This window comes from Sporocytophaga myxococcoides DSM 11118 (assembly GCF_000426725.1).
Lineage (GTDB): Bacteria > Bacteroidota > Bacteroidia > Cytophagales > Cytophagaceae > Sporocytophaga > Sporocytophaga myxococcoides.
Window position 1 is genome coordinate 1,036,458 of the sequence record NZ_KE384560.1, and the last position, 25,273, is coordinate 1,061,730.

A 25,273-nucleotide genomic window follows, 5' to 3' on the forward strand; every position below is an offset into this window, starting at 1 on the left:
GGAAGTATGCTTTGTATAGTAAACAGAATAAATATTAAAAATGGATAGCATAAGTTATAGAACCAGTTTTGCGACTAATGAGACAGTTAAGAAAGACTGGGTTATCGTTGATGCAGAGAATCTGATTGTAGGTAGAGTTGCGAGTGAGATTGCAAAAATCATCAGAGGAAAACATAAAGCTAGTTTCACTCCCAATGTGGATTGTGGGGATAACGTTATTGTTATTAATGCTGATAAAGTTCGCTTTACCGGAAAGAAATTTGAAGATAAAGTTTACACAAGACACACTGGTCATCCAGGTGGACAAAGATTCACTACACCACGTGAATTAAAAAATAAATCTTCAAGATATATTATTGAAAATGCTGTAAGAGGAATGTTACCTAAAAACAGAATCGGAAGAGCAATATTCAAAAATCTGTATGTATATGAAGGTGCAGAGCATCCGCATGCAGCTCAACAACCAAAAGTCATCAATCTATAATCAAGAAATATAGTTAATGGAAACTATAAATAAGATAGGCAGAAGAAAAACATCCGTAGCAAGAATATATTTAACTTCAGGCAAAGGAAATGTTACTGTAAACGACAGAGATTTAAAAGAGTATTTCCCAAATGAAATACTTCAAACTACAGTAAATCAACCATTTGCATTGACCAATAATCTTGGTAAATATGATGTAAATGTGAATGTTCAGGGTGGAGGTATAAGAGGTCAGGCAGAGGCTGTTAGACTTGCAATCACCAGAGCATTGATCGAAATTAGCGAGGATAGTCGTCAGCCACTGAAGAAGGAAGGTCTTACAACCAGGGATCCAAGAATGGTTGAGAGAAAGAAATATGGTAGAAGAAAAGCTAGAAGAAGATTCCAGTTCAGTAAACGTTAATATTATAGAAATTCAGATCTCGATTTGACGATGGCAAAGAAAATAGAATATAAAGACTTATTAGAGGCAGGTGTACACTTCGGTCACTTAACCAGAAAGTGGGATCCTAAAATGGCTCCATACATTTTCATGGAGAAGAACGGAATCCACTTGATCGATTTAAATAAAACACTTGCTTGTCTTGATGATGCTTGTGCTGCTATTAAAGGTGTTGTAAGATCAGGAAGAAAAGTCCTTTTCGTAGCAACTAAAAAGCAGGCAAAAGAAGTTGTAGCTGAAGAGGCTAAAAGACTTAAAATGCCTTATGCAACAGAAAGATGGTTAGGCGGAATGCTTACCAATTTTGTTACAGTAAGAAAATCTCTTAAAAAGATGTCTTCTATCGATAAATTGATGAAAGATGAATCTTATACGGCTCTTGCTAAAAGAGAAAAACTTACAATTACAAGAGAAAGAGAAAAACTGGAAAAAGTACTTGGAGGTATCTCTGAATTAACTCGTCTTCCTGCAGCTCTTTTTGTTGTAGATGCTAAAAAAGAACATATCGCAATTAAAGAAGCGAAGAAGTTAAATATACCAGTGTTTGCAATGGTTGATACCAACTCTGACCCAAATACGGTTGAATTCCCAATCCCTGCAAATGATGATGCTTACAAATCAATAGCAATCATTACTCAGGCGATCGGTCAGGCAATCGAAGAAGGTCTGGTTGAGAGAAAGAAAGATAAAGACGATGCAAAGCTGAAAGAAGAAGAAGAGACTAAGAGATCTGCAGATATCGAAGAATAGTTAAAGATTCTTATCAATTATAAAATTGAACATTGGACTTCCTTCAATGTTCAATTTTTTTTAGGGTGTTCACAATCAAAACTTAATAAAAACTTTAAACATACTTAAAGCGATGTCTATATCAGCAACAGATGTTAATAAGCTAAGACAAATGACAGGTGCCGGAATGATGGATTGCAAAAAGGCACTAACTGAAGCAAATGGCGATTTCGAAACTGCCATTGATATTCTTAGAAAAAAAGGTCAAAAAGTATCCGCTTCAAGATCTGATAAAGAGGCTAAAGAAGGTTCCGTATTTGTAAAGACAAATGACAAAGGCAACGAAGGAATCATTGTTGCTTTGAACTGCGAAACTGACTTTGTAGCAAAAAATGAAGAATTTCAGAAACTGGGATCAATGATCCTTGAAGTTGCTGATAAAAATAAACCTGCATCTATTGATGAGTTACTTAGCCAAAAATCAGGTAACCTTTCAATTCAGGAGCATATTACTGATTTAGTTGGTAAGATTGGTGAAAAAGTGGAAGTTAGCTCTTATGAAAGAGTTTCTGGAGATCAGGTTATTCCATATATCCATGGTGGCGCTAAACTTGGAGTATTAGTAGCTCTTAAAGGTGTAGCTGGTGGAAACTTTACAGAAGTAGGTAAAGATGTTGCAATGCAAATTGCTGCTATGAAACCAATCGCTCTTGATAAAAATGATGTAGATCCAAGTGTTGTTCAAAGAGAAATCGAGATTGGTAAAGAGCAGGCAAGAGCTGAAGGAAAAGCAGAAGCTATGCTTGAGAAAATTGCTCTTGGTAAATTGAATAAATTCTACAAAGACAATACTTTGTTGAACCAGGAATTCGTAAAAGACAATTCTAAAACTATCAGCCAAATGCTTGATGGAGTTCAGAAAGGTTTGACAGTTTCTGCTTTCAGAAGAATATCTGTTAACTAATTTAATAGATTAGGTAAAATAAAAAAGTCCCGAATTTCGGGACTTTTTTATTTATATGACTTTCTATTTTTATTATTCGAAATGAACTGTAGTATTTGGTAATAAGGCTTTAATCTTATCCTGTTCTTTTTTGCTCAATTCATTCCCAACTAGGACAAGTGTTTTAAGATTCTTTAAGTTTGCTATTTCTATTGGCAGAGTGGTAAGTTTGTTCAGTGCCAGGTCAAGGGTTTCAAGAGATGATAAAGTCGCTACTGATTTTGGTAACTCTGTCAATGCATTTTGTCTTAGGTTTAAGACCTTTAGATTTTTAAGATTCCCAAATTCGTAGGGAAGCGTTGTGATTTTATTTTTATTCAGGCTTAACTCCTTCAAATGTACTAATTTCCCAATAGCAGGAGATACTGTTGTTATTTGGTTGCTATTAAGATCTAATGATAACAGAGCCGTAAGTTTTCCAAATTTGTCAGAAATTGTAGTTGCTTTGTTATTAAAGAAGTTAAGTTTTACCAGGTAAATGAGGTGATCACTGTTTGCCGGCAAATCTGCAAGAGTTTTTGAGCTAAAATCTGCACAATAAACTACTTCTGGTTCAAAAAAAGCACCATCAAGGTCAAAGCATTCACCCATACAGCTTTTTTCAAGTTTTGCAGCAGCGTCTTCTTTACCCAATTTCATTGCACTGACAAAATCTGTACATAGTTCTGAACTGAAGAATCCCATTTTTTTACCTAAAAGATCTTTTGCATATGCTCTATGATAATAAGCATCTGCAAAATCAGGTTTTAAGCTAATTGCGTTGGTAAATTCCCCGATTGCCTGTATATACTCTTTCCTATTGAGACTGGCTAAACCATTTTCATAATAAGTCTTGGCGTCAGGCTGATTAAAACTGGAAAGCGTTATAAGAATGAAAATAAGGCCTACGGTAAAAAACTGTTTCATAGGAGTAGTTTTTATTCCTTTTTGATTTGTACTTGAGCTTTTAAACAAAGGTTACACTAAGTTTTTCACAAAAAACGCTTCCTCCTCATATTCAGCGGAAGTTTTTTTGGGAGCTGGCAAATGTACAAAATTATTTACCGGAATTCATCAGTTCTTCGATTTCATCAGCTTCAATTGGAATATTTTCCATAAAATCAACAGGACCTTTCTCTGAAATAAGTATATTATTTTCAATACGGATGCCTAATCCTTCTTCTTTAATGTAAATACCAGGTTCAACGGTAAAAACCATTCCATTTTCAAATATTGCATTTCTGCTACCTACATCATGGACATCCAGACCAAGATAGTGACTGACACCGTGCATAAAATATTTTCTGTATAATGGATTTACCGGATCTTGTTTTTTAACGTCTTGACTGTCAATAAGTTTAAGTTTTATTAACTCTTCCTCCATTATTTTTCCTACAGTTTCATTATAGGTTTTATAATTATTCCCAGCCAACAGAAGCTTTTTGGCCTCTTTCATAACCTTAAGGACTGCATTGTAAACATCTTTCTGTCTGGAGGTGAATTTTCCATTTACCGGTATGCTTCTGGTTAGGTCTGCAGCATAGTTGGCATATTCTGCTCCAAAATCCATCAGTAAGATGTCCCCATCCTTACATTTTTGGTCATTGACAACATAATGGAGAATGCAACTACTCGCTCCGGAAGCTATTATAGATTGGTAAGCAGGTCCACGTGAGCGGTTTTTAAGAAATTCATAAGCAATTTCAGCTTCAATTTCGTATTCCATTACTCCAGGTTTCACAAAGTTTAACACCCTTCTGAAAGCTTTTTCTGTAATGTTTACGGCAGTTTTCATTTGGGCAATTTCTATTTCTGATTTAATTGAACGGAGTTTGTGAAGTATAGGAGCTGATCGCTCATAGGAATGCAAAGGATATTGTTTTTTACACCATTTTGCGAATCTTTCTTCCTTTGACAATACCTGTTTATCTGCTCTGGTATGCTCGTTGTAGTTTAAATAAATCGAAGAGCAGTCGAATATTATAGAGTTTAATACAGATTCAAACTGAGATGACCAGTATATAGTGGGAATCCCTGATGTCTCTGAAGTTTCTTTTTTTGTAAGTTTATTTCCTTCCCAGGTTGCGATATGATCATTTGTTTCTCTGACAAAAAGAATTTCCCTTAAAGATTCATTTTTTGCATCAGGAAATAAAACAAGAATAGTCTCTTCCTGGTCTATACCTGAGAGGTAAAATAAATCGTTATTTTGCCGAAAAGGTAGAGTACCATCAGCATTTGTGGGAAATATATCATTAGATACAAATATCGCGATAGAGCCGGGTTTAAGTTGACTAACAAAATTTGATCTGTTTTTTACAAAAAGGCTTTTATCAATAGGTAGGTATCTCATTTTAAAGTAATTTTATAAATCGTTTTTGAAAATTGATATTTATGAATAAAGTAATAAAAACCATATTCTTTTGTTTCATCTCAGTTTATTCATTCGGTCAGAATAAATACTGGGTCAATTTTAAGGATAAAGATATTCAGAATTATGATTACGAAAAGTATTTAAGTGCGGAAACGATCAAAAACAGAAAACGATTTAACCTGGCACTTTACCAATATTCTGATGTGCCAGTTAACCCGGAATATATTAAAAGCCTTAAAAATTCAGGAGTAGAAATTCAAAGTAAATCAAGATGGTTTAATTCAGTATCTGCATTCCTTACCTCAGACCAATTGAAGCAGGTATCAAACATGTCTTTTGTTGAATCTGTAGAACCTGTGAACCGGGATATTATCATTACAGGCACGGAAACGAATCTGAATCCGGAAAACTATCATATCGCAATGATGCAGATGCAATCAAGTGCTATGCTAGCAAAAAATCTTACTGGTGAGGGAATTACTATAGGCGTAATAGATGCAGGCTTTCTTCAGGCTAATTCAGATAGGTACCTTGTTCATTTGTTTGAGGAGGAAAAAATTAAAGGTCAAAGAGATTTTCAGGATCCTTCCAGAAAGGATATAATGAGTGAATCTGCTACCGATGCCGACTCTCACGGAACAACGGTACTGCAGATGATAAGCGGATATTACTCTCAGCAGAAAACTCAGACAGGTCTTGCGGTAAACAGTAATTTTTATCTAGCAAGAACTGAAAACGGAGCAAAAGAATACAGAGGGGAGGAAGATAAGTGGGTTGAAGCTATTGAATGGTTGGATAGCTTAGGAGTCAGATTGGTGAATACTTCCCTGGGATATGCCATAAACATGGATGATCCAAAGGAAAATTACAAGCCGGAAGAAATGAATGGTAAAACAACCAGGATAAGTAAAGCAGCTCAGACAGCAGTTGCTGATAAAGGAATATTTGTAGTAGTTTCTGCCGGAAATGAGGGAAGTAACCCTGGGTGGAGAATCATATCTTCTCCTGCAGATGCCGAAGGTGTGCTATCTGTGGGAGCAACAAGAGACAGATATTGGGATAAAATATCATACAGCAGCATTGGTCCGGAGTTTTTAAGTTATATGAAACCCAATGTAAGCTGTTTTTCACCTAATGGAACATCTTTCTCAGCTCCTGCTGTTGCAGGATTTGTCGCTTGTCTGATGCAAATGGATCCAAATAAATCTAATAAAGAATTAAAAGTAATAATGGAAAAAAGTGGCCATTTATATCCTTATGGAAATAATTTTATTGGTTATGGAGTTCCTTTAGCTTCAAGAGCTATAGCTCTTATGGAAAACCCAGAGTTAAAATTAACTCATTCTGATGAAAAACATGTTTCAGGCTCCAAGGTCCAGATAAAAATAGATAAAGATCTTAATGCAGATATAGTTTTATTCCATAAAAAGAATCAAACGATTGTAAAATATCAGGAAATCGGTACAGTGCACAGAGGTAAACTGAAAATCAAGAGAATACCAGGCATAGCCAGAACTACTGTTGCTTTTGGTCAGGAAGTGCTGGAGATCATCTGGGACTAGTTGAATTTCGATTTGTCAGTACTTATGAGTTAATTTGTTTAATGAAAGATTATGAAATTTTTACCCTGAGCAATGGGCTCAGGGTTGTTCATAGATTTGTATCCCATACTAAAATAGCCCATTGCGGATTTGTGCTGGATGTCGGTAGCAGGGACGAGCATCCGGAGGAACATGGCATCGCACACTTTTGGGAGCATATGGCTTTCAAAGGAACCCAAAAACGCAAATCTTTTCACATTATCAACAGACTTGAGGTGTTTGGGGGCGAGTTGAATGCATATACAACCAAGGAAAAAATCTGTTTTTATGCTTCAATCCTTGATGATCACTACGAAAAAGCGGTAGATCTGCTGGCTGATATTACTTTCAATTCTACTTTTCCGGAGAAAGAAATAGAAAAGGAAAAGACTGTCATATTGGAGGAAATGTCCATGTATGAAGACTCTCCTGAAGAGTCAGTACATGAGGACTTTGAAGAACTCATTTATGGTAAGCATTCTTTGGCTCATACTATCCTTGGGAAGAATAAGACTGTCAAATCATTTCAGAAAAAGCATTTTATTGATTTTTTAAGAAATAATCTTGATACCAGGAAAATCATATTTTCTTCTGTTGGCAATATTCCTGTAAGCAAAGTAAAGAAGCTCGCAGAAAAGTATTTTTCAGAAATTCCACTTCGGGCGGTTAAGAAAAAGAGAAGCCCATTTATTTCTTATAAGCCAAAAATCTTAGTGGTTAATAAGAAAATCCAACAAGCGCATTGCATATTGGGGAATAAAGCTTATTCCATAAAAGATGAAAAAAGATTACCCTTTTTTATGCTAATAAACCTTCTAGGAGGGCCAAGTATGAATTCAAGGTTAAATATGTCTTTGAGAGAAAAACATGGTCTTGTATATAATGTGGAAGCTAATTACAACTCATTTGTAGATACGGGCAACCTTTCAATATATTTTGGAACGGAAAAAAAACAGGTAGAAAAAAGTCTTAACCTGGTAAAAAAGGAATTACGCAAACTCAAAGACAGTCCGCTTGGAAGTCTGCAATTGCATACCTGCAAGGAACAGCTTATTGGTCAACTTGCAATGGCAGAGGAAAGCAATATTTCTTTCATGCAAATGATGGGAAAGAGTTTACTTGACCTTGGTCAGATTGAAGATCTTAATGAGATATTCAAAAAGATCAGAAAAACTTCTGCTCTGGAATTACAGGAGATCGCAGAAGAAATCTTTGATGAAGATCAGTTTAGTTACCTCACTTACCTTCCTGAATAAAATAATGGAATTTATTTCAAAAGATCTGGAGCAATATGTAGAGCAGCATTCTACTCCTGAATCAGACCTATTAAAGAGACTTGACAGGGAAACGCATGCCAAGATTTTAATGCCGAGAATGGTCTCCGGGCATATACAGGGAAGGTTTCTTTCTATGATTTCTCATATGATAAAACCCCATATTGTGCTTGAAATAGGCACCTATACAGGGTACTCAGCTATATGCCTTGCCGAAGGATTACCTCCTGAAGGAAAACTCATGACAATAGATGTTAATGAAGAAATAGAATCTTTTGCACGTAGTTTCATTGAACAGTCAAATAAGGGAAAGCAGATAGAACAGAGAATTGGTAATGCTCTTGAGATAATTCCAGAGCTTGAGATGCAATTTGATCTTGTCTTTATTGATGCTGATAAAATCAATTATCAGAAATACTATGATCTGGTATTTGACAAGGTCAAGAAGGGTGGATATATATTGGCTGATAACGTGCTTTGGAGCGGCAAGGTATTTAAAGATATCCTCAAGATGGATAAAGATACTAAAGCACTTATGGACTTTAACGACATGGTTCAGAATGATGACAGGGTTGAAAATGTGATGCTGCCTGTAAGAGATGGACTTTTATTAATACGAAAGAAATGATAAAAAAAGGATTGTTTGTCTGGTTAATTTTTATTCATCAGCTAGTACTTGGTCAGAGCCCGGAAGTGCCGGAAAAAATATATTTTGCTGACATGGAACTAAGGCTTACTGACAAAGCGAGAAAGACAATTCAGGCAGAGGTAGATGCCCTCGTCAGAAATCCTAAATACTTTCAGCTTAAGATCGACAGGGCAGATCTTTATTTTCCATTAGTTGAAAGAGTCTTTAAAGAAGAAGGATTTCCCGACGATTTTAAATACCTGGCCATACAGGAAAGCAGTCTGCGACCTGATGCAGTTTCTTCGTCAAATGCAGTTGGGTATTGGCAATTTAAAAAGGAAACAGCTATTGAAGTAGGCTTAAGAGTGGATCGGGATATTGATGAAAGAATGAATATTATTTCGGCAAGCAGAGGAGCAGCAACATATATGAAACGCCACAATGCAACACTGGATAACTGGGTGTATGCTTTAGTTGCATATAATACCGGACTAGGTGGGGTCAAGTCTCATATTGATAAGAAATATATAGGAAGTCGGAAAATGGAAATTGACAGTAATATTCACTGGTATTTCAGGACATTTCTCGCTCATAAAATAGCTTATCAGGACAAGATCGGTAAAAATCCCAAACCTTTATTTAAGCTTGTGGAATATACCAATTGTCACCATAAGTCTCTTGAAGAAATTGCGGATGAAACAAGCATTGCTAAAGAGGATGTTTTAGACCATAATAAATGGGTTCTATGCAAAAGAATACCTGACGACAAAAACTACGTAGTCGTGCTGCTTTCCAAAGCAGATCAGGAAGCTATAATTGCATCTCAAAATGAAAAGAAGAGTGAGGATGTCGAAAGAAGAGGAGGATGGAGAATATTCAAAAGAAAACAGGAAGAAGTTGTTCCTAACATACCAGTAGGTGAGATTGCAATCTTATCCGAGATCAACGGGCTTAAGGTTATCAAGGCCAAAGAAGGTGATTCTTTTGCAAAGCTTGCCTACCAGGGCGGAATAACAACAAATCAGCTATTGGACTATAATGATCTGAATTCTTTTGACAAGGTAAAAGGCGGAAAGATATACTATCTGGAGCCTAAACGAAGCAGAGCCATTGTAATGTTCCATATAGTAAAGCCGGGAGAAACGCTGCTGGACGTTTCCGATCAATACGGGATAAGAGTCAATGATATCAAGAGGAAGAACAGGATGAAGCTGTCTGAAAACGGCCTTAAGCCTGGACGAGTATTATGGTTGAAGAAAAGACGTCCAAAAGATACACCGATAGAAATTAAACCTGTAACTATTGAAAAGACTCCTGAAGTAGTAAAACCACCAGTTCAGATTACAGAAGTGGTTAATGATATTAAACCTGAAGAAAAGCCTCCAGTGAAGGAAGAGGCAAAACCGGAAGCGAAACCAGAATTAAAAAATCAGGGAACCAAGCCTGAAGATGAATCCATTTTTATGGATGGGTATATCAAGCCAACCACAGAGAAAGGATATAAGATTCACATAGTAGAGGCTGGTCAAACATTATACGGAATTTCTAAAATGTATTCAACTACAGTTGATTCTCTAAAATATTATAATGATTTGGAGGGTGGCTTAAAACCGGGATACCAGTTAAAAATTAGAGAAATTAATTCTTCCCCTAAAACTAGAATCAACTCAGCTAAAATTTTCGGATCAGGTAATTTTTCCATTCATAAAGTCGAGAAAGGAGAAACACTTTATAGTATTTCCAGAAAATATGGCGTATCAGTAAAGGATATTCAGGAGTGGAATGGGAAAATTGATAATACAGTTTCAATTGGTGAAGAATTGAAAATTTTGAAGGTTAAGTAATATTTTGACTTAACTTCAACAGCAGGTTTTGTACAAATTATCTAGATTTAAGATTCTTTAAGAAGCTTGAATATCAAAAATCTAGATAAAAAAGATTTAACCTCCATCCTTGAATCTGCTCCTGTTCCATTAATTATTACAGACAGGACTTTTTCATTAGTCTATCTTAACAGAAAGGCAAAAGATCTGTTTGGAGAAGACTACTTTGCGCTCAAGGAAGGCAATATCCTTGAAATTTTTTCTCAGGATTTAAAATCAATATCTTCTTTTAATGCTTTGCTGGACACTTCTTCCAGAGTGCTTATTGCGCCTTATGGGAAACAAGATAAGTTGTATGAGTGCGAACTCATTTATGACAAATCAGGTAATGATCAAACACTTCATTTTTGGCTGAACGAAAAACAGGGAGGATTCCTAAAAGGGGATTTTGACAAACTTTTTGATTCAGTTTTGGAGGGAATTTTTTTAATCGGAAATGATGGTAAAATACTCGAAGCAAACCCAGCTGCAGCAAAAATTTATAATTTATCTATAGATACGATAAGGAATAGTAATATTAAGCACCTCTTTCCTCACCAGACTGTTGAAGATCAAAACAGTTACTGGAATGGATTTATGAAGAATAAATTCATAGATGGGTTTTATAAATTTAAAATCAGTAAAGAAGAGGTCAGGTATATAGAGTTTAGAGGAGTTGCAGACTTCCTGCCAGGCATACATTTGGCGGTATTTGAAGATGCCACCGAAAAGACAAATACAGGAAAAGCCTATCGTTCCTCAGCTGCAAGTCTTAATGCAATTTTCGAGAATAGTAATCAGTTTATATTTCTTTTCGACCTACATGCTAAAATAATAACCGCCAATACGAAGGCTTTTGAATGGGCTGAAGATTTACTCAAAACTAAAGTTGTAATCGGTACATCTCTTGAAGACTTGGAAAAGAAAGGGCTGTCGCTTTTTTCTATTTCTTTTTTTGAAGAAGTAAAAAAGGGATTAACCTTAGAAAAGGAGTATAATCTTTCTCCGGCAAAGAATGAACTCAGCTGGGTAGAAGTCAATTATTTTCCTGTTTTTGAAAATGATGTAGTACTGGGTATTTGTATAAAAATAACGGACATTACAGAAAGAAAAAGGTCACAGGTTGTTCTCGAAGAAAAAGAAGCCCGTTTTCGTTCTTTATTTCTCAATTCTTCAGATCTCATTATGGTTCTGGATGAATACGGTACTATAAAGTATTCAAGTCCTTCCAGTAGCAGAATCATTCAGATGAATGCAGAAGAATTGGGTGGCAAAAAATATTTGTCATTTGTTCATCCCGATGAAAAAGAAAACTTTAATAACAGGTTTGAAGATATTTTATCGAATAAGCTTCAGCTCTCAATAGAGCACAGATTCGTTTCTGAAAGCGGAAAAACTGTATATGTAGATTGCATCTTTAATAATTTAACTGATGATCCATATGTTCAGGGAATAGTAGTAAACATGCGGGATGTATCAGAATCAAAAAGCAGGGAAGAATATTTACTATTACTTGAAAGGGCAATAGACAATAGTAAAAACGGCGTAATCATAACAGATTTTTTGCAGGAGGATAATCCTGTCATCTATGCCAATAGTGCAATAGAGACCATTACTGGATACCCGATTTATGAAGTGGTAGGAAAGAGTAGTGTATTTCTGCTGGAATTGGAGCCTAATAAGGAAGAGCTGAAAAGGATAACTGAAGTAAAGGATAAAAACGTACCCGTTAGAACAGTTGTAAAAAGCTATAAAAAAGACGGGACAGTATTTTACAAAGAATTGTCGATTTCTCCTGTGTTTAATAAAGATGGGAGTTTAACAAACTTCATTGGGATATTAAATGATGTTTCAGAAAGAATCATTTCAGAAGAATCACTTTTAGAAGTCTCGAAAGGAATTGAAGATAATAACTCTAGTGCTTTTTATACTTCACTTGCAGAACACTTAGGTAAGCATTTTGCCGCTGATCATGTATTTTTTATAGAGAAAGAAGATGCAGGAATTATAATTAAGGGGCAATGGGGAGCACAGCTTGATGAATTCAAAATTTCAAATGATTTAAAGAATCCTTTCTGGTCAAGAGTGTTCGGTGAAAACACTTTTTTCCACTTTGAAGAGGAATTAAAAGAATTTCCTGAAATCTATAACAAGGGGATCCGTAACCTCTGTGCATTACCCTTAGTAGGCAGTTCTGGAAATGTGATAGGTGGTATTTTATTAATGAGAAAAGGAAAATTTATAAATCACTCTTTTCTTGAAATAATTTTAAATCTACTTTCATTACGTCTTCTTGCTGAATTCGAAAGAGACAGAAATATTTCTGCTTTACTATCGAGTGAGGGAAAATTTAGGAGTCTTGCTGAAAATTCACCGGATATTATCTATATCATAAACCTTGAAGAGAGGAAGATCAAATATTTTAACAGGGATAAAATCTTAGGATTTTCCGCTACTGAATTAATTTATTCAGATGCCTGGGAAAAAATCGTTCATCCTGATGACGTGAATAAAGTTGCCAGGCATTGGAATAAATATTTAAAATCCAGAGGAGTAGATAGTTCTTCTATTGAGTATAGATTGAAGCATAAAAATGGCTATTATGAATGGGTAAACAATCGTCATGTAATAATAGAAAGGGATCCGGGAGGAAAACCTTTGAATGTGCTTCTGAATATTACCGTTATAACTAATAGGAAAAGAGCTGAAGATGCATTGAGGGAAAATCAAGCAAGGCTTACGGCGCTCATTGAAAATACTAGTGATATTGTCTGGTCGATAAATACGCACTATCATTTCACGACAATGAACAATGCTTTTCAGGGATTTGCGAGAAAATATTTTCACTATGAGGCCAGGGTTGGTGATAAATTAACTGATATCTTTCCATCTCATGTCAGAGATTATTGGAAGGAACAGCACACAAGAGCTCTGAAAGGAGAACGATTTGCGGTTGAATTGCAGATTCCGGATGATTTCCTATCCTTTGAAATCAATTTTAACCCCATTTATTCAGATAAAGACGAAATAAGTGGCGCTAGCGTATTTGCCAGAGATATTACTCAAAGAAAAAAATCAGAAAATGCTATTATTCAGGCCAATTTCGAACTGGATAGTTTCGTTTATAGGGCATCTCATGATCTCAGAGCACCTCTTCGATCAGTATTAGGACTTATTTCACTTGTTAAATTTGAAGAGAATGAAGATCAAAGAAATTATTATCTTAAATTGGCTGAGAAAAGTATAGATAAACTGGATTACTTTATTTCTGATTTAACAGATTTTTCCCGAAACAGTAGGACTGAAATTGAAGTTGAAAAAATTGATTTTAATGCTACAATTGCGGATTGTATAGAAAATCTGAAATATATGGAAAAGGCAGAGGAGATCGATATGAGGAAAAACTTTATGACAAATGTACCTTTTTATTCAGATTCAAGAAGAATCACTATTATTTTTCAGAATCTGTTAAGTAATGCGATTAAGTATCAAAATCATAAGAGTGTCAAACCTTTTGTTGAATTATCGGTAACGACCTTTCCGGACAGAGCTGAAATTTCAATCACAGATAATGGAAGAGGCATCCGCGAAGAATATTTGAATAAAGTATTTAATATGTTTTTTAGAGCTTCTCAAGACTCTTATGGCTCAGGATTAGGTCTATACATTACAAAACAGGTTGTTGAAAAATTAAATGGGAAAATTGAAGTTTTTTCTCAATTTGGAAAAGGGACAACATTCCGCTTAAATCTTCCTAATTTGGAAAATAATAATTATTATTAGTATTATTTTAAGTTTTTAGAATAGGATGGAAATTGCAGATCTCATATTAACTGCAAAAGACGAACGAAATATAAAAAGCAGAAAATCTGATATTTCTGTTTATAGGATTATTTTATTCCTTACAACTGCTTTTACTTTACTGCTAAGGTACTTATTTGTAAAAGAAAACCCGGAGGCATTTGATCCGCTTTTAATCAGGCTCGTGCTTTCTTCAGGGTTAATTCTCATTCTGGTACTATCTTTTATCTGGAAGTACAGAGATAAGATAGCATATTTGAATTATTTGGTTATTTTTTCCTATTCCATTTATATTCTGTTTCTTATAAGGAGGAATTATTTCGCAACGAATTACCTGCTTGAGTTTATATTACTGATAGTAATCATCTGTCTGGCTTTTCAGAATCGTCTACATCTTAAGATTTATCTCACATGTATCTTTATTGCTTTTTTTATATCTGCGTTCCTGTGTCTGGATTCTTATCTCGATATATTTGTTAAAACTAGCCTGATAGGAATTTTTTGTGTTGCTATTGTCACTTTTTTTAACAGCAGGTTTGAAATAGAAAAGCGACTTGAAATACGGGAAAATCTTTTGAATACCATTTTCAATGAATCTCCGGATGCCATGTTAATTGCGGATCCTTCAAGTTCTATTATTTTGAATTGTAATGAAAGAGCTATTTCAATTTTTAAAATTCAGGATAGAAGAGATCTGATTGGTAATAATCTCAACTTTCTGTTGAAATACCCTAACAGCACAGGAGCCTGGAATAACTTAAAAAAGAAGGTTGATAAAAATCGTTTTCTTGTTCAGGAACTGGAATTTAAAACTGTGTTTGGCCAAACTTTCTGGGGGAGCGAAGCTATAACTGAAATCCAGGTAGGCACAAAAGCTTACTGGCTTGTAAGAATTTCAGACATTACTGAAAGGGTAAAAGATAAAAAGACAATAGAAGAGAGCCGGAAAATCCTTAATCAGATTATAGATTTGGTGCCACATCCGATATTCCTGAAAGATAATGAAGGTAGGTTTGTTATTGTCAATAAAACATTGGCAGACAGATATGAAGTAGTTCCGGAAGAAATGGTAGGTAAAAAAGACAGTGATTTTATTGATCCTGTATTATCTGTGGAATTGCTTAAAGATGACAGAGAGGTTATTGAGAATGCCAGAGAAAAATTTATTCCTGAAGAATCTCTGACTTTCCTTGATAGGAACTATACTTATCAGACTATCAAAATTCCTTTTTATTTTGAAGATGCTACAAAGCCAGGAGTGCTTAGTATTTCCATAGATATAACTGATCTTAAAGAAGCAGAAAAGGCTATAAGAGAAAGCGAGAGTAAGTACAAAATGCTTATGGAGCAGGCGTCAGACGGAATTTATCTTACCGATAAGTCCGGTAATATTTTGAGCGTAAATGCCAAAGCCTGCGAGATGTTCGGATATTCAGATCAGGAGTTTCAAAAACTGAATGTTCGAAGCCTGGTAGACCTGAAAAGTGTAAAAGAAGAGCTCATCTTTGCTTTATTCAATAATGAGCCTGTCATTACTGAACTTGTATGCAAAAGAAAAGACAACTCAGAATTTACGGTAGAACTTAGTGCTACAAGACTGGATGGAGGGTTATTACAGGGGATTATAAGAGATATTACGGCAAGAAAGAAGCTTGAAAAAATACTTCAGGATAATGAGAAAAAGTTTAGAGCGTTAATTGAAAACTCCTCCGATATTATAATGATCCTTAATGAGGATTTTAAAATATCTTATGTGAGTGTTTCTGTAGCCCGTATCCTAGGGCACACCTATATCAGTCTTGTGGGTAAGACTATATTTGATCTGTTTGATCATGAAGGAATAGATAAGATCTCTAAATTCTTATCAGAGACGATTGCTTGTCCAGGTCAGAATCAAACAGCAGAAGAGCTTAAGATTCTTACTCGCAGTGGATCTTCGAAGATTGTTGAAATTGTTGCAGTTAATTTGCTTAGTGATCCTGTAATCCAGGGTATTGTTCTTAATTGCCATGATATTACCAAGAGAAAGAACACCGAAAATGAATTAATAAATACAAATTTTGAGTTGGACAGCTTTGTTTATAAAGCTTCCCATGATCTTAAAGCACCTTTGAGATCAGTGATGGGACTTATTAAACTGGCTAAGCTTGAAAGCAAAGATTCTACTCAGCATATGTATCTTGACATGATGAGTAAAAGCGTCAATAGTCTCGATGCATTTATTAAAGACCTCACCACTTTCTCACGCAATACCAGGCTAGATATAGAAGCAAATATTATTGATTTCAGCATTGTACTGGAAGAGTCACTCAACAATCTTAAGTATATGGAACATGCTGAAAAAATCAGAATTAATAAGAGTGTTGATATAAATGTAAATTTCTACTCAGATCTTACACGCTTAAGTACCATTGTAAACAATTTAATTTCAAACGCTATAAAATACCATAGATTTGAAAATAATATTCCCTATATTAACATTTCAATTAAGACGGACTACGAGAAGGCTGAGATTGTTGTGGAAGACAATGGGAGTGGAATTGATCCCTTACATATCAACAAAATTTTTGATATGTTTTACAGAGCTTCAGAAAATTCGTATGGGTCCGGATTGGGATTGTACATTGTAAAGAATGCGGTGAAAAAACTCGGAGGATCTATTGACGTATCTTCAGAGCTTGATGAAGGAAGTTCATTTAAAGTCGTTATCCCAAATCTGGTAAATGATATAAACTAAAAGTAAAAGTATATTTAGATTTTATGAAAGAGGTACAGGTAAATTCTGTAATGCTGGTAGATGATAATGATACAGATAATTTTATCCATAAAAGAGTAATCGAGCTAACCGGATTTGCAAAAAATATAATTGTTAAAAATTCAGGGAAGAGTGCTTTGGAATTTTTAGAATCGAACAAGTCTAACCTGGATGTCTTGCCTGATCTGATTTTTCTTGATATAAACATGCCGATAGTTGATGGGTTTGTTTTCCTTTTTGAATATGAAAACTTCCCAGACCCAGTTAAAGACAAGTGTAAGATAGTTATTCTTTCAAGCTCAGACAGTAAAAGAGACATCGATAGAATTGTCGATAATGAATATGTGATAAATTTTATCACTAAGCCTCTCTCAGAAGAAGCTCTGGATGATTTAAAAACGATATTGTAATATTCCAAGAAAGATTATTGTAAAAGCCTCCCTTCGGAGGTTTTTTTATTTCTTCTTTTTTTCTTAAAAACATACATAAAAAAGGGGCTGTTCACTAACAGCCCCTTTTGTATTATCTTTTCAGTAAATATAATATTACTTAGAAAGTTTAGCTTTAAGATTGGTGTCAATTGCAGAAAGGAATTCTTCTGTGTACAAGAAATGCTCTCCATGCTTTACGTTGCTTCCATAAACAGACACTGCAAGATCTTTAGTCATTTTACCGCTTTCTACTGTCTCAACGCAAACTTGCTCCAAAGCCTCGCAGAATTTGATTAGATCCTGGTTGTTGTCCAGTTTTCCTCTGAAAGCAAGACCTCTGGTCCATGCGAAGATAGAAGCAATTGGATTGGTAGAAGTTGGTTTACCTTTCTGATGCTCTCTATAGTGACGAGTAACAGTTCCGTGAGCAGCTTCTGCTTCAAGTACTTTTCCATCCGGAGTAATAAGTACAGAAGTCATTAGACCTAAAGAACCGAATCCTTGAGCAACGATGTCAGACTGAACGTCTCCATCATAGTTTTTACAAGCCCAAACAAAGTTTCCATTCATTTTAAGTGCAGAAGCAACCATGTCATCGATCAGACGGTGCTCATATGTAAGACCTGCAGCTTCGAATTTAGCTTTGAATTCTTTTTCATAAGTCTCTTCAAAGATATCTTTGAAACGACCGTCATATTTCTTAAGGATAGTATTCTTAGTTGAGAAATATAGAGGCCATTTTTTCTGAAGCGCAAGGTTAAAGCAAGATTGTGCAAAACCTCTGATAGACTCATCTGTGTTGTACATCGCAAGGGCAACACCATCACCTTTAAAGTTGTATACTTCAAATGTCTGAGGCTCACCGCCACCTTCAGGAGTGAATGTTAGAGTTAATTTACCTTTTCCTTTGATTACAGTGTCAGTTGCACGGTACTGATCACCGAAAGCATGACGACCTATACAGATAGGTGCAGTCCAGTTTGGAACAAGTCTTGGAACATTGTTCGTTACGATAGGCTCACGGAAAACGGTTCCATCAAGGATGTTTCTGATTGTTCCGTTTGGAGATTTCCACATTTGCTTAAGGTTGAATTCTTTTACACGCGCCTCATCTGGAGTGATAGTCGCGCATTTGATACCAACCTGATATTTTTTTATTGCCTCAGCAGCATCAACAGTTACCTGATCGTTGGTCGCATCACGGTGCTCGATACCAAGGTCGTAGTACTTAATATCAACATCAATGTAAGGAGTGATAAGTTTATCTTTGATAAATTTCCAGATAATTCTGGTCATTTCATCTCCATCAAGTTCCACTACTGGATTTGCAACTTTAATCTTGTTCATTTTTGCAAAAATTAAATGGTTATTTTAAGTTGAATAATAGTTCATTGCAGGAATCCCTGACTTATATTGAGGTGCAAATATAACAGGTAAGAGTCAAGAGACAAGAATTTTGCCCTAGATCGTGCAGGAAGTGGGTAAGAAATGCAGATTTCGTTATGATATAGTAGGGAATGACGGAGTCGATAGGGTATCTGAAAAATTCTTTTAAAGAAAAAACTGACCATATTTTGATCAGTTTTTTCTTTAAAAGAAAATAATATTTATTGACAAGTATACTCGTATTTTGTGAAATACAATTCGCCATCGCGTTCAACAGTTTGTTTTGTTACAAACCCGTTGGAGTTAATTTCATAGGTATAATTGATGGAATGTTTATATTTGAATTGTCCCTTACGATTTTCTATTGCTCTTTTTATGAGATATTTTCCTGGATTACCAAATTCATACATTAACTCTTTCTGAGCAGGTTTATCAAGGTAATATTCAAAATCTACATATGTAGTATCGTGGACATCAATGCCTTTTTTATTTTCAAATTCCCTGGTTTGGCTGCAGTTTCCATTAATATAGTTAAATAATTTTATTCTTTCTGACGGTTCACCATCTTCGCTTCTTTGAGTGATGGTTTTGACAAGTAAATTGTTTTCATAATAATAATCTGTCCGGTCAATAATAATACTCCCATCATCAAAATTAAAATGTTCTATTGACTTAACTGGAAGTTTCCTTTCATTAATCCAAATAGTATCATTGATGCCAAAGGGGTTTTTATTTTTATCAAATAAACTTCCGATGATGTATTTATCTGAAATAACTGCTTTTGCATATTTTACCTGACTGCTGCTTAGATCACTGTCATCAGAATAAGTAAACTCAGCAGTTTTACCATCCAATGACCTTATCTGAGTATAATAAAGGCTGTATGCTTCATCATCTTGGCTGTATGATACCGACTTTACATAGCATTGGGGTTCTGGGGAAGGTGCAGGATAGTCTTTATCTTTTTTACAGGAAATAAGTGCAGTAAAAGATAATACAGAAAGTAAAATTTTATATTTCATATTATAAAAATGGTTTTCTTTAAAAATACTAAAAAAGTCGAAGTAAAGTAGGATCAAAAAAGCAGCTCATTCATTTATGAGCTGCCTCTATGTGACTTTTAATAATCAAGAGTTTTAATACCCGAATAACTCTTCAAGCTTCAGTTCTCTTACTTTTCCATATTTAGAAAGCTTATCGAAATCAATTCTGTCTTTAGATCCGATGATAACATATGCTTTCTTCTGGCCTCTATAGAATTTATCATGAAAGTTTTTAAGGTCAGTGAGTGATAACGTTTTTATTTTTTCGTAAACTTCTTTTCTGATATCATAATCTATCCCAAGTTTTTTCAGTCTTTCATATTCTGATATAACTGCAAATTTGGTGATCCTTTGTGTGTTTACAATTTCGATGATTGAAGATTTTGCATTTTGATATAGCACCTCTGATTGGGGCATGTCTTCATAAAGCTCCAGCATTCCGTCAATAGCCTCTTTAATCTTGTCTGCCTGAGTTCCTATATATGATGTTATATAATTTGGATCACCTTTTCTCCACGCATTTTCATATCTTGACTTTACTGCGTATGCTAAAGCTCTTGATTCTCTTAATTCCTGGAATACAATAGAACTCATACTCCCTCCAAAATATTCATTAAATAAAGCTATCTGCGGAAGTATTTCTTTATCATAGGTAATTGATTTAGATAAGAAGATTACTTCACCTTGTACCATTTCATAATTAGCCCATAGTACTTCATTTTCATTTATTTCCTGTAAAGCGAATTTTTCCGGAGCCGGAGGATCCTTTAATTCAGTTCCGCATTTGTGATTTGAAGAAAGACTTTTGTTGAGTTTGGCAGCGTCTGTCGGCCCGTAATAAAGAACACGATGCTTTATAGAGTTAAGACTTTTTACTATGTCAGTCAATTCGGAAGGCTTCATAGAGCGCAGTTGCTCTTCTGAAAGTATTGTTGTAAAAGGAGAGTGGGGGCCATACTTAGCATAACTCACAAGTCCTGAACGGAATATTATGTCCTTGTTAAGCTTATTGTCTTTTCTGGCTTTTAGTGACCTTTCTACAAGGTTATTATAAGCTACAGGATCTTCCTGTGGAGTCTTAAGTATTTTTTCAAAAAGTTTTAGAGCTTGATTGAAATTCTCCTGAAGTCCTGTAAGGGTAAAGAACATAGCATCTGCTGACATCGAGAATGAATAGGAACATCCTATTTTATAAAACTCTTTTTTCAGTTCTTCACTTGATAAACCTTTTACTCCCAAAAAGTCAAGGTAACTAACTGCAAGGCCGTACTTTGGTGAATGTTCTCTTCCGATATCCCATACATAGTTAAGTGTAAATATGTCATTCTCCGTGTTCTTTTTATAAGTGACAGGTAGATTAGTCTTAGTTTTGAATTGCAATAATTCTTTATTGAAATCTATCCAGACCGGTTTAATGCTATCGCTAGGCTGATTCATTACAAACTCAAAGAACGGAGAGTGATCTTCTCTATTAAGAGGCACAGGCGATATTTGCGGTTTGGGTACTTTTTTGATTGTGGTATCAGTACCTGTAAATTTGTAAACAGCTACATAATTTGAATCAAATCTTTGTTTTACAAATTCTACGATTTGTTCTTTGGTGATAGAGGAAAGGACTTCTGTTTCTTCCACGCTTCTCTGCCATGGTTCTCCAGTGATAAAGCTTTCGACAAATGCATCAGCTCTGGCTTTGTTGCTTTCATAAGACTGCATTTTCGACATCTTGATATCATTGATGGTGGCTTTAATGAGCCATTCTTCAAATTTTCCTTTTTTTAATGAATCCAATTGGGCGAGCAATAACACCTTTAGGTCTTCCAATGTCTGTCCCTGTTTTGGTCTTCCACCCATTACAAAAATTGAATAATCATTTAATGCCATGTCATAGGCAAAGGCAGATAGTACTTTTTGTCTCTGATTGAGGTTTAAGTCTATCAGGCCGGCCTGCCCATTAGTGAGTAGGAGACTTATAAGTTTTAGGTAATAAAAATCTGGAATAAAATTATTTTTAACTTCTTGTCCTTTTATGCCATTGAATCTGAAAGCCACTGTAAGATTTTCTGCATCAGGTCCGTAAACATCAATTTTTTCAGGTCTTTTAATCGGACTCTCTGTAGGAGGAGTGAATGGCGCAACAGCTTTTTCCTTTAGCCTGCTAAAGCTTTTATCAATGATTCTGATCGCTTTTTCAGGATCGAAATCACCACTCATACATATTGCTATGTTATTGGGAACATAATATCTGTCAAAATATTTTTTTATTTCTGTTATGGAAGGGTTTTTCAGATGTTCTACAGTACCTATTGTTGTCTGGGTTCCGTATTGATGCCTTTGGAAAAGTCCAGACATCATTGCCTCATATACTTTTCTCTTATCATTGTCCAACCCCCTGTTTTTTTCTTCATAAACGGCTTCCAGCTCTGTATGGAATAAACGTGGAACAACAGTACTAAAACGTTCACTTTCAATTTCTGCCCATCTCTCCAGGCTGTTGGAAGGTATATCATTTACATAGACAGTTTGCTCAAGAAATGTATAAGCATTAGTTCCTGTGGCTCCAATGTTACTGAGCATTTTATCGTATTCGTTGGGTATGCTGAATTTAGCTGCTAGCAGAGAAGTGGAGTCTATTTTTTGGTATAGTCTTGTTCTTTGCTTCTCGTCTCTGGTTGTTCTGTACACCTCATAAAGATTTTCTATTTCCTTTAGTAAAGGTTCTTCTTTAGCCCAGTCATTTGTTCCGATTTTTGAAGTGCCTTTGAAAAGTATATGTTCCAGATAATGTGCAAGACCAGTATTGGTTGCTGGATCATTTTTACTTCCTGCTTTTACAGCGATATAAGTCTGGATCCTTGGAGCGTCTTTGTATACTGTCATGTAAACTTTCAGCCCGTTTTTCAGCGTGTAGATCCGTGTTTTCAGAGGATCATTTGTAACTGTTTCAAAGGTATATTCACCTGAAGAATGTCTCTCTGTAACAAACTTAGAAGGTTGCCCCAATACCCATAAAGGGAGTAGGAGTAAAAGGAAAATTTTCCTGATCATTGGAGTATTATGAACTATGGTTTAAAAATTATTGATATTAAAGGGAAACCCCTTAGTGGTTCTAAAAGTTATTTCCGGCGAAATTTAAAAAATAAAAATGACAGCTTGATTAGAATTCAGATTCAAGGCCGAATCTTTTTCTTAACTCATCAATGATAGGATATTTCTGAGTTAAGTAGTTAAGCTTTTCTTTTGGAGTATAGATTAATTTTACTTCGTCCTGAGAAGAGAGTTCAGCTTCGAGCTGAAGGGTTTTGTTACTAATCTTGCTTCTCAGAAAATCAAGCAGAGATGATCTCATTTCATTTATCTGATCTTGTTGGATGAAATTATCAAGTTTAATTTTGATAATATTACCATCTACCAAATCATATACTCTATCAATAATAAAGTATTCATTCATTTTACCTTCGTTTCTAAGGTTCATGGCATATTCCTGCCAGTACTTCATGAGTTCTTTCGGGTCAATGGGTTTATTTACTGTAATCAGATCTGATGCAGAAACCGTTTCGACTTTCTTTTCCGGCATCTTAGTGTCTGCCCCTTTTTGGAGATCTTTCAGACTGGGAAGCTTAATAGTGGATTTAAGCTCTGATTTCTCAGCAGCAGGTTTGGGAGCCGCTGGTCCTGCATTGTTTTTGGATTCGGCAGGCGCCTCTGCAGGCGCCCCGGATCCATTAATATTTACTGTATCAGCTTTTTTTTTTAACTCCTCAGGCATTGCCCGGAGTTCAGAACCAAGATTTATAGCCTGGTTGAGAAAGGCCATTTTCATGAGCGCAAGCTCAATGAGAAGTCTCGGGTTTTTGCTGTTTTTGAATTGAAGATCACATCCGCTGATAATATTCAGACAAGACATAAGGAATGAAATAGACGCTGCTTCTGCCTGAGAACCATATTTCTGTTTCACCTCATCAGATACTTCAAGGAGTTTAAGTGTTGCAGCATCTTTGCATACAAGGAGATTACGCAAATGCTCTCCTAGTCCTATGATAAAGTTATGTCCGTCGAAACCATCTCTCAGAATTTCATCATATACAAGCAATGCACCAGCTACATCCTGGCGATTCAGCAAGTCTGTCATCTTGAAGTAATAATCATAATCAAGTATATGCAGATTGTCAATTGTACACTTGTAAGTAACAGTATTGTCAGAAGAGAATGTGACAATCAGGTCAAATAGAGAAAGGGCATCTCTTAGGGCTCCATCTGCCTTTTGGGCGATCAGGTGTAGTGCTTGTGCTTCAGCTTTAATAGTTTCTTTCTCTGCAATTCGGGCGAGGTGAGCAGCAATATCTTTTACTGATATTCTGCTAAAGTCAAATATCTGACAACGTGAAAGGATAGTTGGTATAATCTTATGCTTTTCAGTCGTTGCCAGGATAAAGATTGCATATTTAGGAGGTTCTTCCAGGGTCTTAAGAAATGCGTTAAATGCCGCATTTGACAACATGTGAACCTCATCTATAATATAGATTTTATATTTTCCATATTGTGGAGGGTATCTTACCTGGTCTACAAGATTTCTGATGTCGTCTACAGAGTTGTTGGAGGCAGCATCGAGCTCATGTACGTTAAATGATGCATTGTTATTGAAACTTTTGCATGATTCACATTCATTACACGCCTCAATTTCAGAAGTAATATTTTCGCAATTGATTGTTTTGGCCAAAATACGGGCATTAGTAGTCTTACCGACTCCTCTTGGTCCGCAAAAGAGAAATGCCTGAGCTAAATGCTTATTTTTAATAGCATTTTTTAGCGTTGTAGTTATATGAGACTGACCGACAACTGTTTCAAAAGTAGTCGGACGGTATTTCCTTGCCGAAACAACAAAATTTTCCATCCTCGCAATTTATATAATTTCTGTTATTTTTTAAACGGAAGGAACGTCTAAATTGGATACTTTATGTGGAAAATTTCAATGTTTCTGATTCAAAACTGGTTATAAGGCTGAAAGCTAAAAGCTTAGTGCTGAAAGTTAAAAGTCTAAAGCTTTTTTAATTTGAAAATGCCAGATTGATTTAAAAAATATTTATATAATCAATAAAAAGCTGTTGTCCTTCCGGACAACAGCTTGTCTGGTAATTTACTAAAGGTTAGTTTGATAATATTTTAAGAAATCTTGTAGCTTTTTTTCTGGATTTTCATCAAATAGTCTTTCTTCTTCAACATGTCCACTATGGTTAAGAATAGTCACCTTGCATTTTTGCTCTTTTCTGGCAAATTCAAAAGTTCTCAGTACAATATCTCTTTTTGTAGGGCTTCTGAATATAACTTTGTCAGAAATTGCTTCTTTTGCTTCCCAGCAAGAGCCAGCAGGCACAATGCTTATAGATCTGTTCATATCTGTAGTGTGTTATTCTATTTGTGATGATTTTAATTCAAAACACCTTTAGTCAAAAAAGGTTTAAGATTTAATATACAGGTAATAAATATTTTTTAATTTCTCATTTA

The 25,273-nt window shown here is 35.3% G+C and carries 18 protein-coding genes; 11 read left to right on the forward strand and 7 right to left on the reverse strand.

The window, feature by feature from the left end; genetic code table 11:
- Window positions 1-40 precede the first annotated feature (40 nt).
- The 4 genes from rplM (at window position 41) to tsf (ending at window position 2,619) form a co-directional block, all read left to right on the forward strand.
- Window positions 41-484 carry a 50S ribosomal protein L13 gene (gene rplM / locus K350_RS0122735; protein WP_028981878.1) on the forward strand — a complete coding sequence of 148 codons (444 nt, stop codon included), beginning with the start codon at window positions 41-43 and terminating at the stop codon, window positions 482-484.
- A 16-nt stretch (window positions 485-500) separates the two neighbouring features.
- Window positions 501-887, forward strand: coding sequence for a 30S ribosomal protein S9 (rpsI, locus tag K350_RS0122740; protein WP_028981879.1), 387 nt, complete (start codon window positions 501-503; stop codon window positions 885-887).
- A 30-nt stretch (window positions 888-917) separates the two neighbouring features.
- Complete coding sequence (rpsB, locus tag K350_RS0122745; RefSeq protein WP_028981880.1) at window positions 918-1,676, forward strand: 30S ribosomal protein S2; 759 nt, start codon at window positions 918-920, stop codon at window positions 1,674-1,676.
- A 112-nt stretch (window positions 1,677-1,788) separates the two neighbouring features.
- Window positions 1,789-2,619 carry a translation elongation factor Ts gene (tsf, locus tag K350_RS0122750; protein WP_028981881.1) on the forward strand — a complete coding sequence of 277 codons (831 nt, stop codon included), beginning with the start codon at window positions 1,789-1,791 and terminating at the stop codon, window positions 2,617-2,619.
- Window positions 2,620-2,691: 72 nt separating this feature from the next.
- On the opposite strand, the gene K350_RS0122755 is transcribed toward tsf, so the two are convergent.
- Window positions 2,692-3,564 (reverse strand): leucine-rich repeat domain-containing protein, encoded by an 873-nt coding sequence (locus K350_RS0122755; RefSeq protein WP_156027158.1) that lies wholly within the window; start codon window positions 3,562-3,564, stop codon window positions 2,692-2,694.
- 130 nt (window positions 3,565-3,694) lie between these two features.
- Window positions 3,695-4,990 carry an aminopeptidase P N-terminal domain-containing protein gene (locus tag K350_RS0122760; RefSeq protein ID WP_028981883.1) on the reverse strand — a complete coding sequence of 432 codons (1,296 nt, stop codon included), beginning with the start codon at window positions 4,988-4,990 and terminating at the stop codon, window positions 3,695-3,697.
- Window positions 4,991-5,031: 41 nt separating this feature from the next.
- Between K350_RS0122760 and K350_RS0122765 the strand changes: the two genes are divergently transcribed.
- From K350_RS0122765 to K350_RS0122795, 7 genes are all read left to right on the forward strand, one after another.
- Window positions 5,032-6,573 carry a S8 family serine peptidase gene (locus K350_RS0122765; RefSeq protein WP_028981884.1) on the forward strand — a complete coding sequence of 514 codons (1,542 nt, stop codon included), beginning with the start codon at window positions 5,032-5,034 and terminating at the stop codon, window positions 6,571-6,573.
- A 41-nt stretch (window positions 6,574-6,614) separates the two neighbouring features.
- Entirely contained in the window at window positions 6,615-7,847 is a 1,233-nt protein-coding gene (locus K350_RS0122770) for a M16 family metallopeptidase (RefSeq protein ID WP_028981885.1), read from the forward strand.
- Window positions 7,848-7,851: 4 nt separating this feature from the next.
- On the forward strand, window positions 7,852-8,493 hold the full coding sequence (locus K350_RS0122775) for an O-methyltransferase (protein WP_028981886.1): 642 nt from the start codon (window positions 7,852-7,854) through the stop codon (window positions 8,491-8,493).
- A complete protein-coding gene (locus K350_RS29990; protein ID WP_051313512.1) occupies window positions 8,490-10,337 on the forward strand; it encodes a lytic transglycosylase domain-containing protein in 1,848 nt (615 codons plus the stop codon). The genes K350_RS0122775 and K350_RS29990 overlap by 4 nt, the downstream gene beginning before the upstream one ends.
- A 66-nt stretch (window positions 10,338-10,403) precedes the next feature.
- Window positions 10,404-14,138 (forward strand): PAS domain S-box protein, encoded by a 3,735-nt coding sequence (locus K350_RS31595; RefSeq protein WP_051313514.1) that lies wholly within the window; start codon window positions 10,404-10,406, stop codon window positions 14,136-14,138.
- 25 nt (window positions 14,139-14,163) lie between these two features.
- Window positions 14,164-16,893 carry a PAS domain-containing protein gene (locus K350_RS31600; protein WP_051313516.1) on the forward strand — a complete coding sequence of 910 codons (2,730 nt, stop codon included), beginning with the start codon at window positions 14,164-14,166 and terminating at the stop codon, window positions 16,891-16,893.
- Window positions 16,894-16,916: 23 nt separating this feature from the next.
- Window positions 16,917-17,321 (forward strand): response regulator, encoded by a 405-nt coding sequence (locus K350_RS0122795; RefSeq protein ID WP_028981888.1) that lies wholly within the window; start codon window positions 16,917-16,919, stop codon window positions 17,319-17,321.
- Between the two features lie 135 nt (window positions 17,322-17,456).
- Here the strand turns inward: K350_RS0122795 and K350_RS0122800 are convergent, their stop codons facing one another.
- The 5 genes from K350_RS0122800 to K350_RS0122820 form a co-directional block, all read right to left on the reverse strand.
- Window positions 17,457-18,689 (reverse strand): isocitrate dehydrogenase (NADP(+)), encoded by a 1,233-nt coding sequence (locus K350_RS0122800; RefSeq protein ID WP_028981889.1) that lies wholly within the window; start codon window positions 18,687-18,689, stop codon window positions 17,457-17,459.
- 260 nt (window positions 18,690-18,949) lie between these two features.
- Window positions 18,950-19,750, reverse strand: coding sequence for a hypothetical protein (locus K350_RS0122805; RefSeq protein WP_028981890.1), 801 nt, complete (start codon window positions 19,748-19,750; stop codon window positions 18,950-18,952).
- 114 nt (window positions 19,751-19,864) lie between these two features.
- A complete protein-coding gene (locus K350_RS0122810) occupies window positions 19,865-22,816 on the reverse strand; it encodes a M16 family metallopeptidase (protein WP_051313518.1) in 2,952 nt (983 codons plus the stop codon).
- Window positions 22,817-22,925: 109 nt separating this feature from the next.
- Window positions 22,926-24,662: a DNA polymerase III subunit gamma/tau gene (locus K350_RS0122815; protein ID WP_028981892.1), complete on the reverse strand. Its 1,737-nt coding sequence runs from the start codon at window positions 24,660-24,662 to the stop codon at window positions 22,926-22,928.
- A 246-nt stretch (window positions 24,663-24,908) separates the two neighbouring features.
- The gene (locus K350_RS0122820; protein WP_028981893.1) at window positions 24,909-25,163 is read right to left on the reverse strand and encodes a hypothetical protein; all 255 of its coding nucleotides are present in this window, start codon (window positions 25,161-25,163) and stop codon (window positions 24,909-24,911) included.
- Window positions 25,164-25,273: the final 110 nt, after the last annotated feature.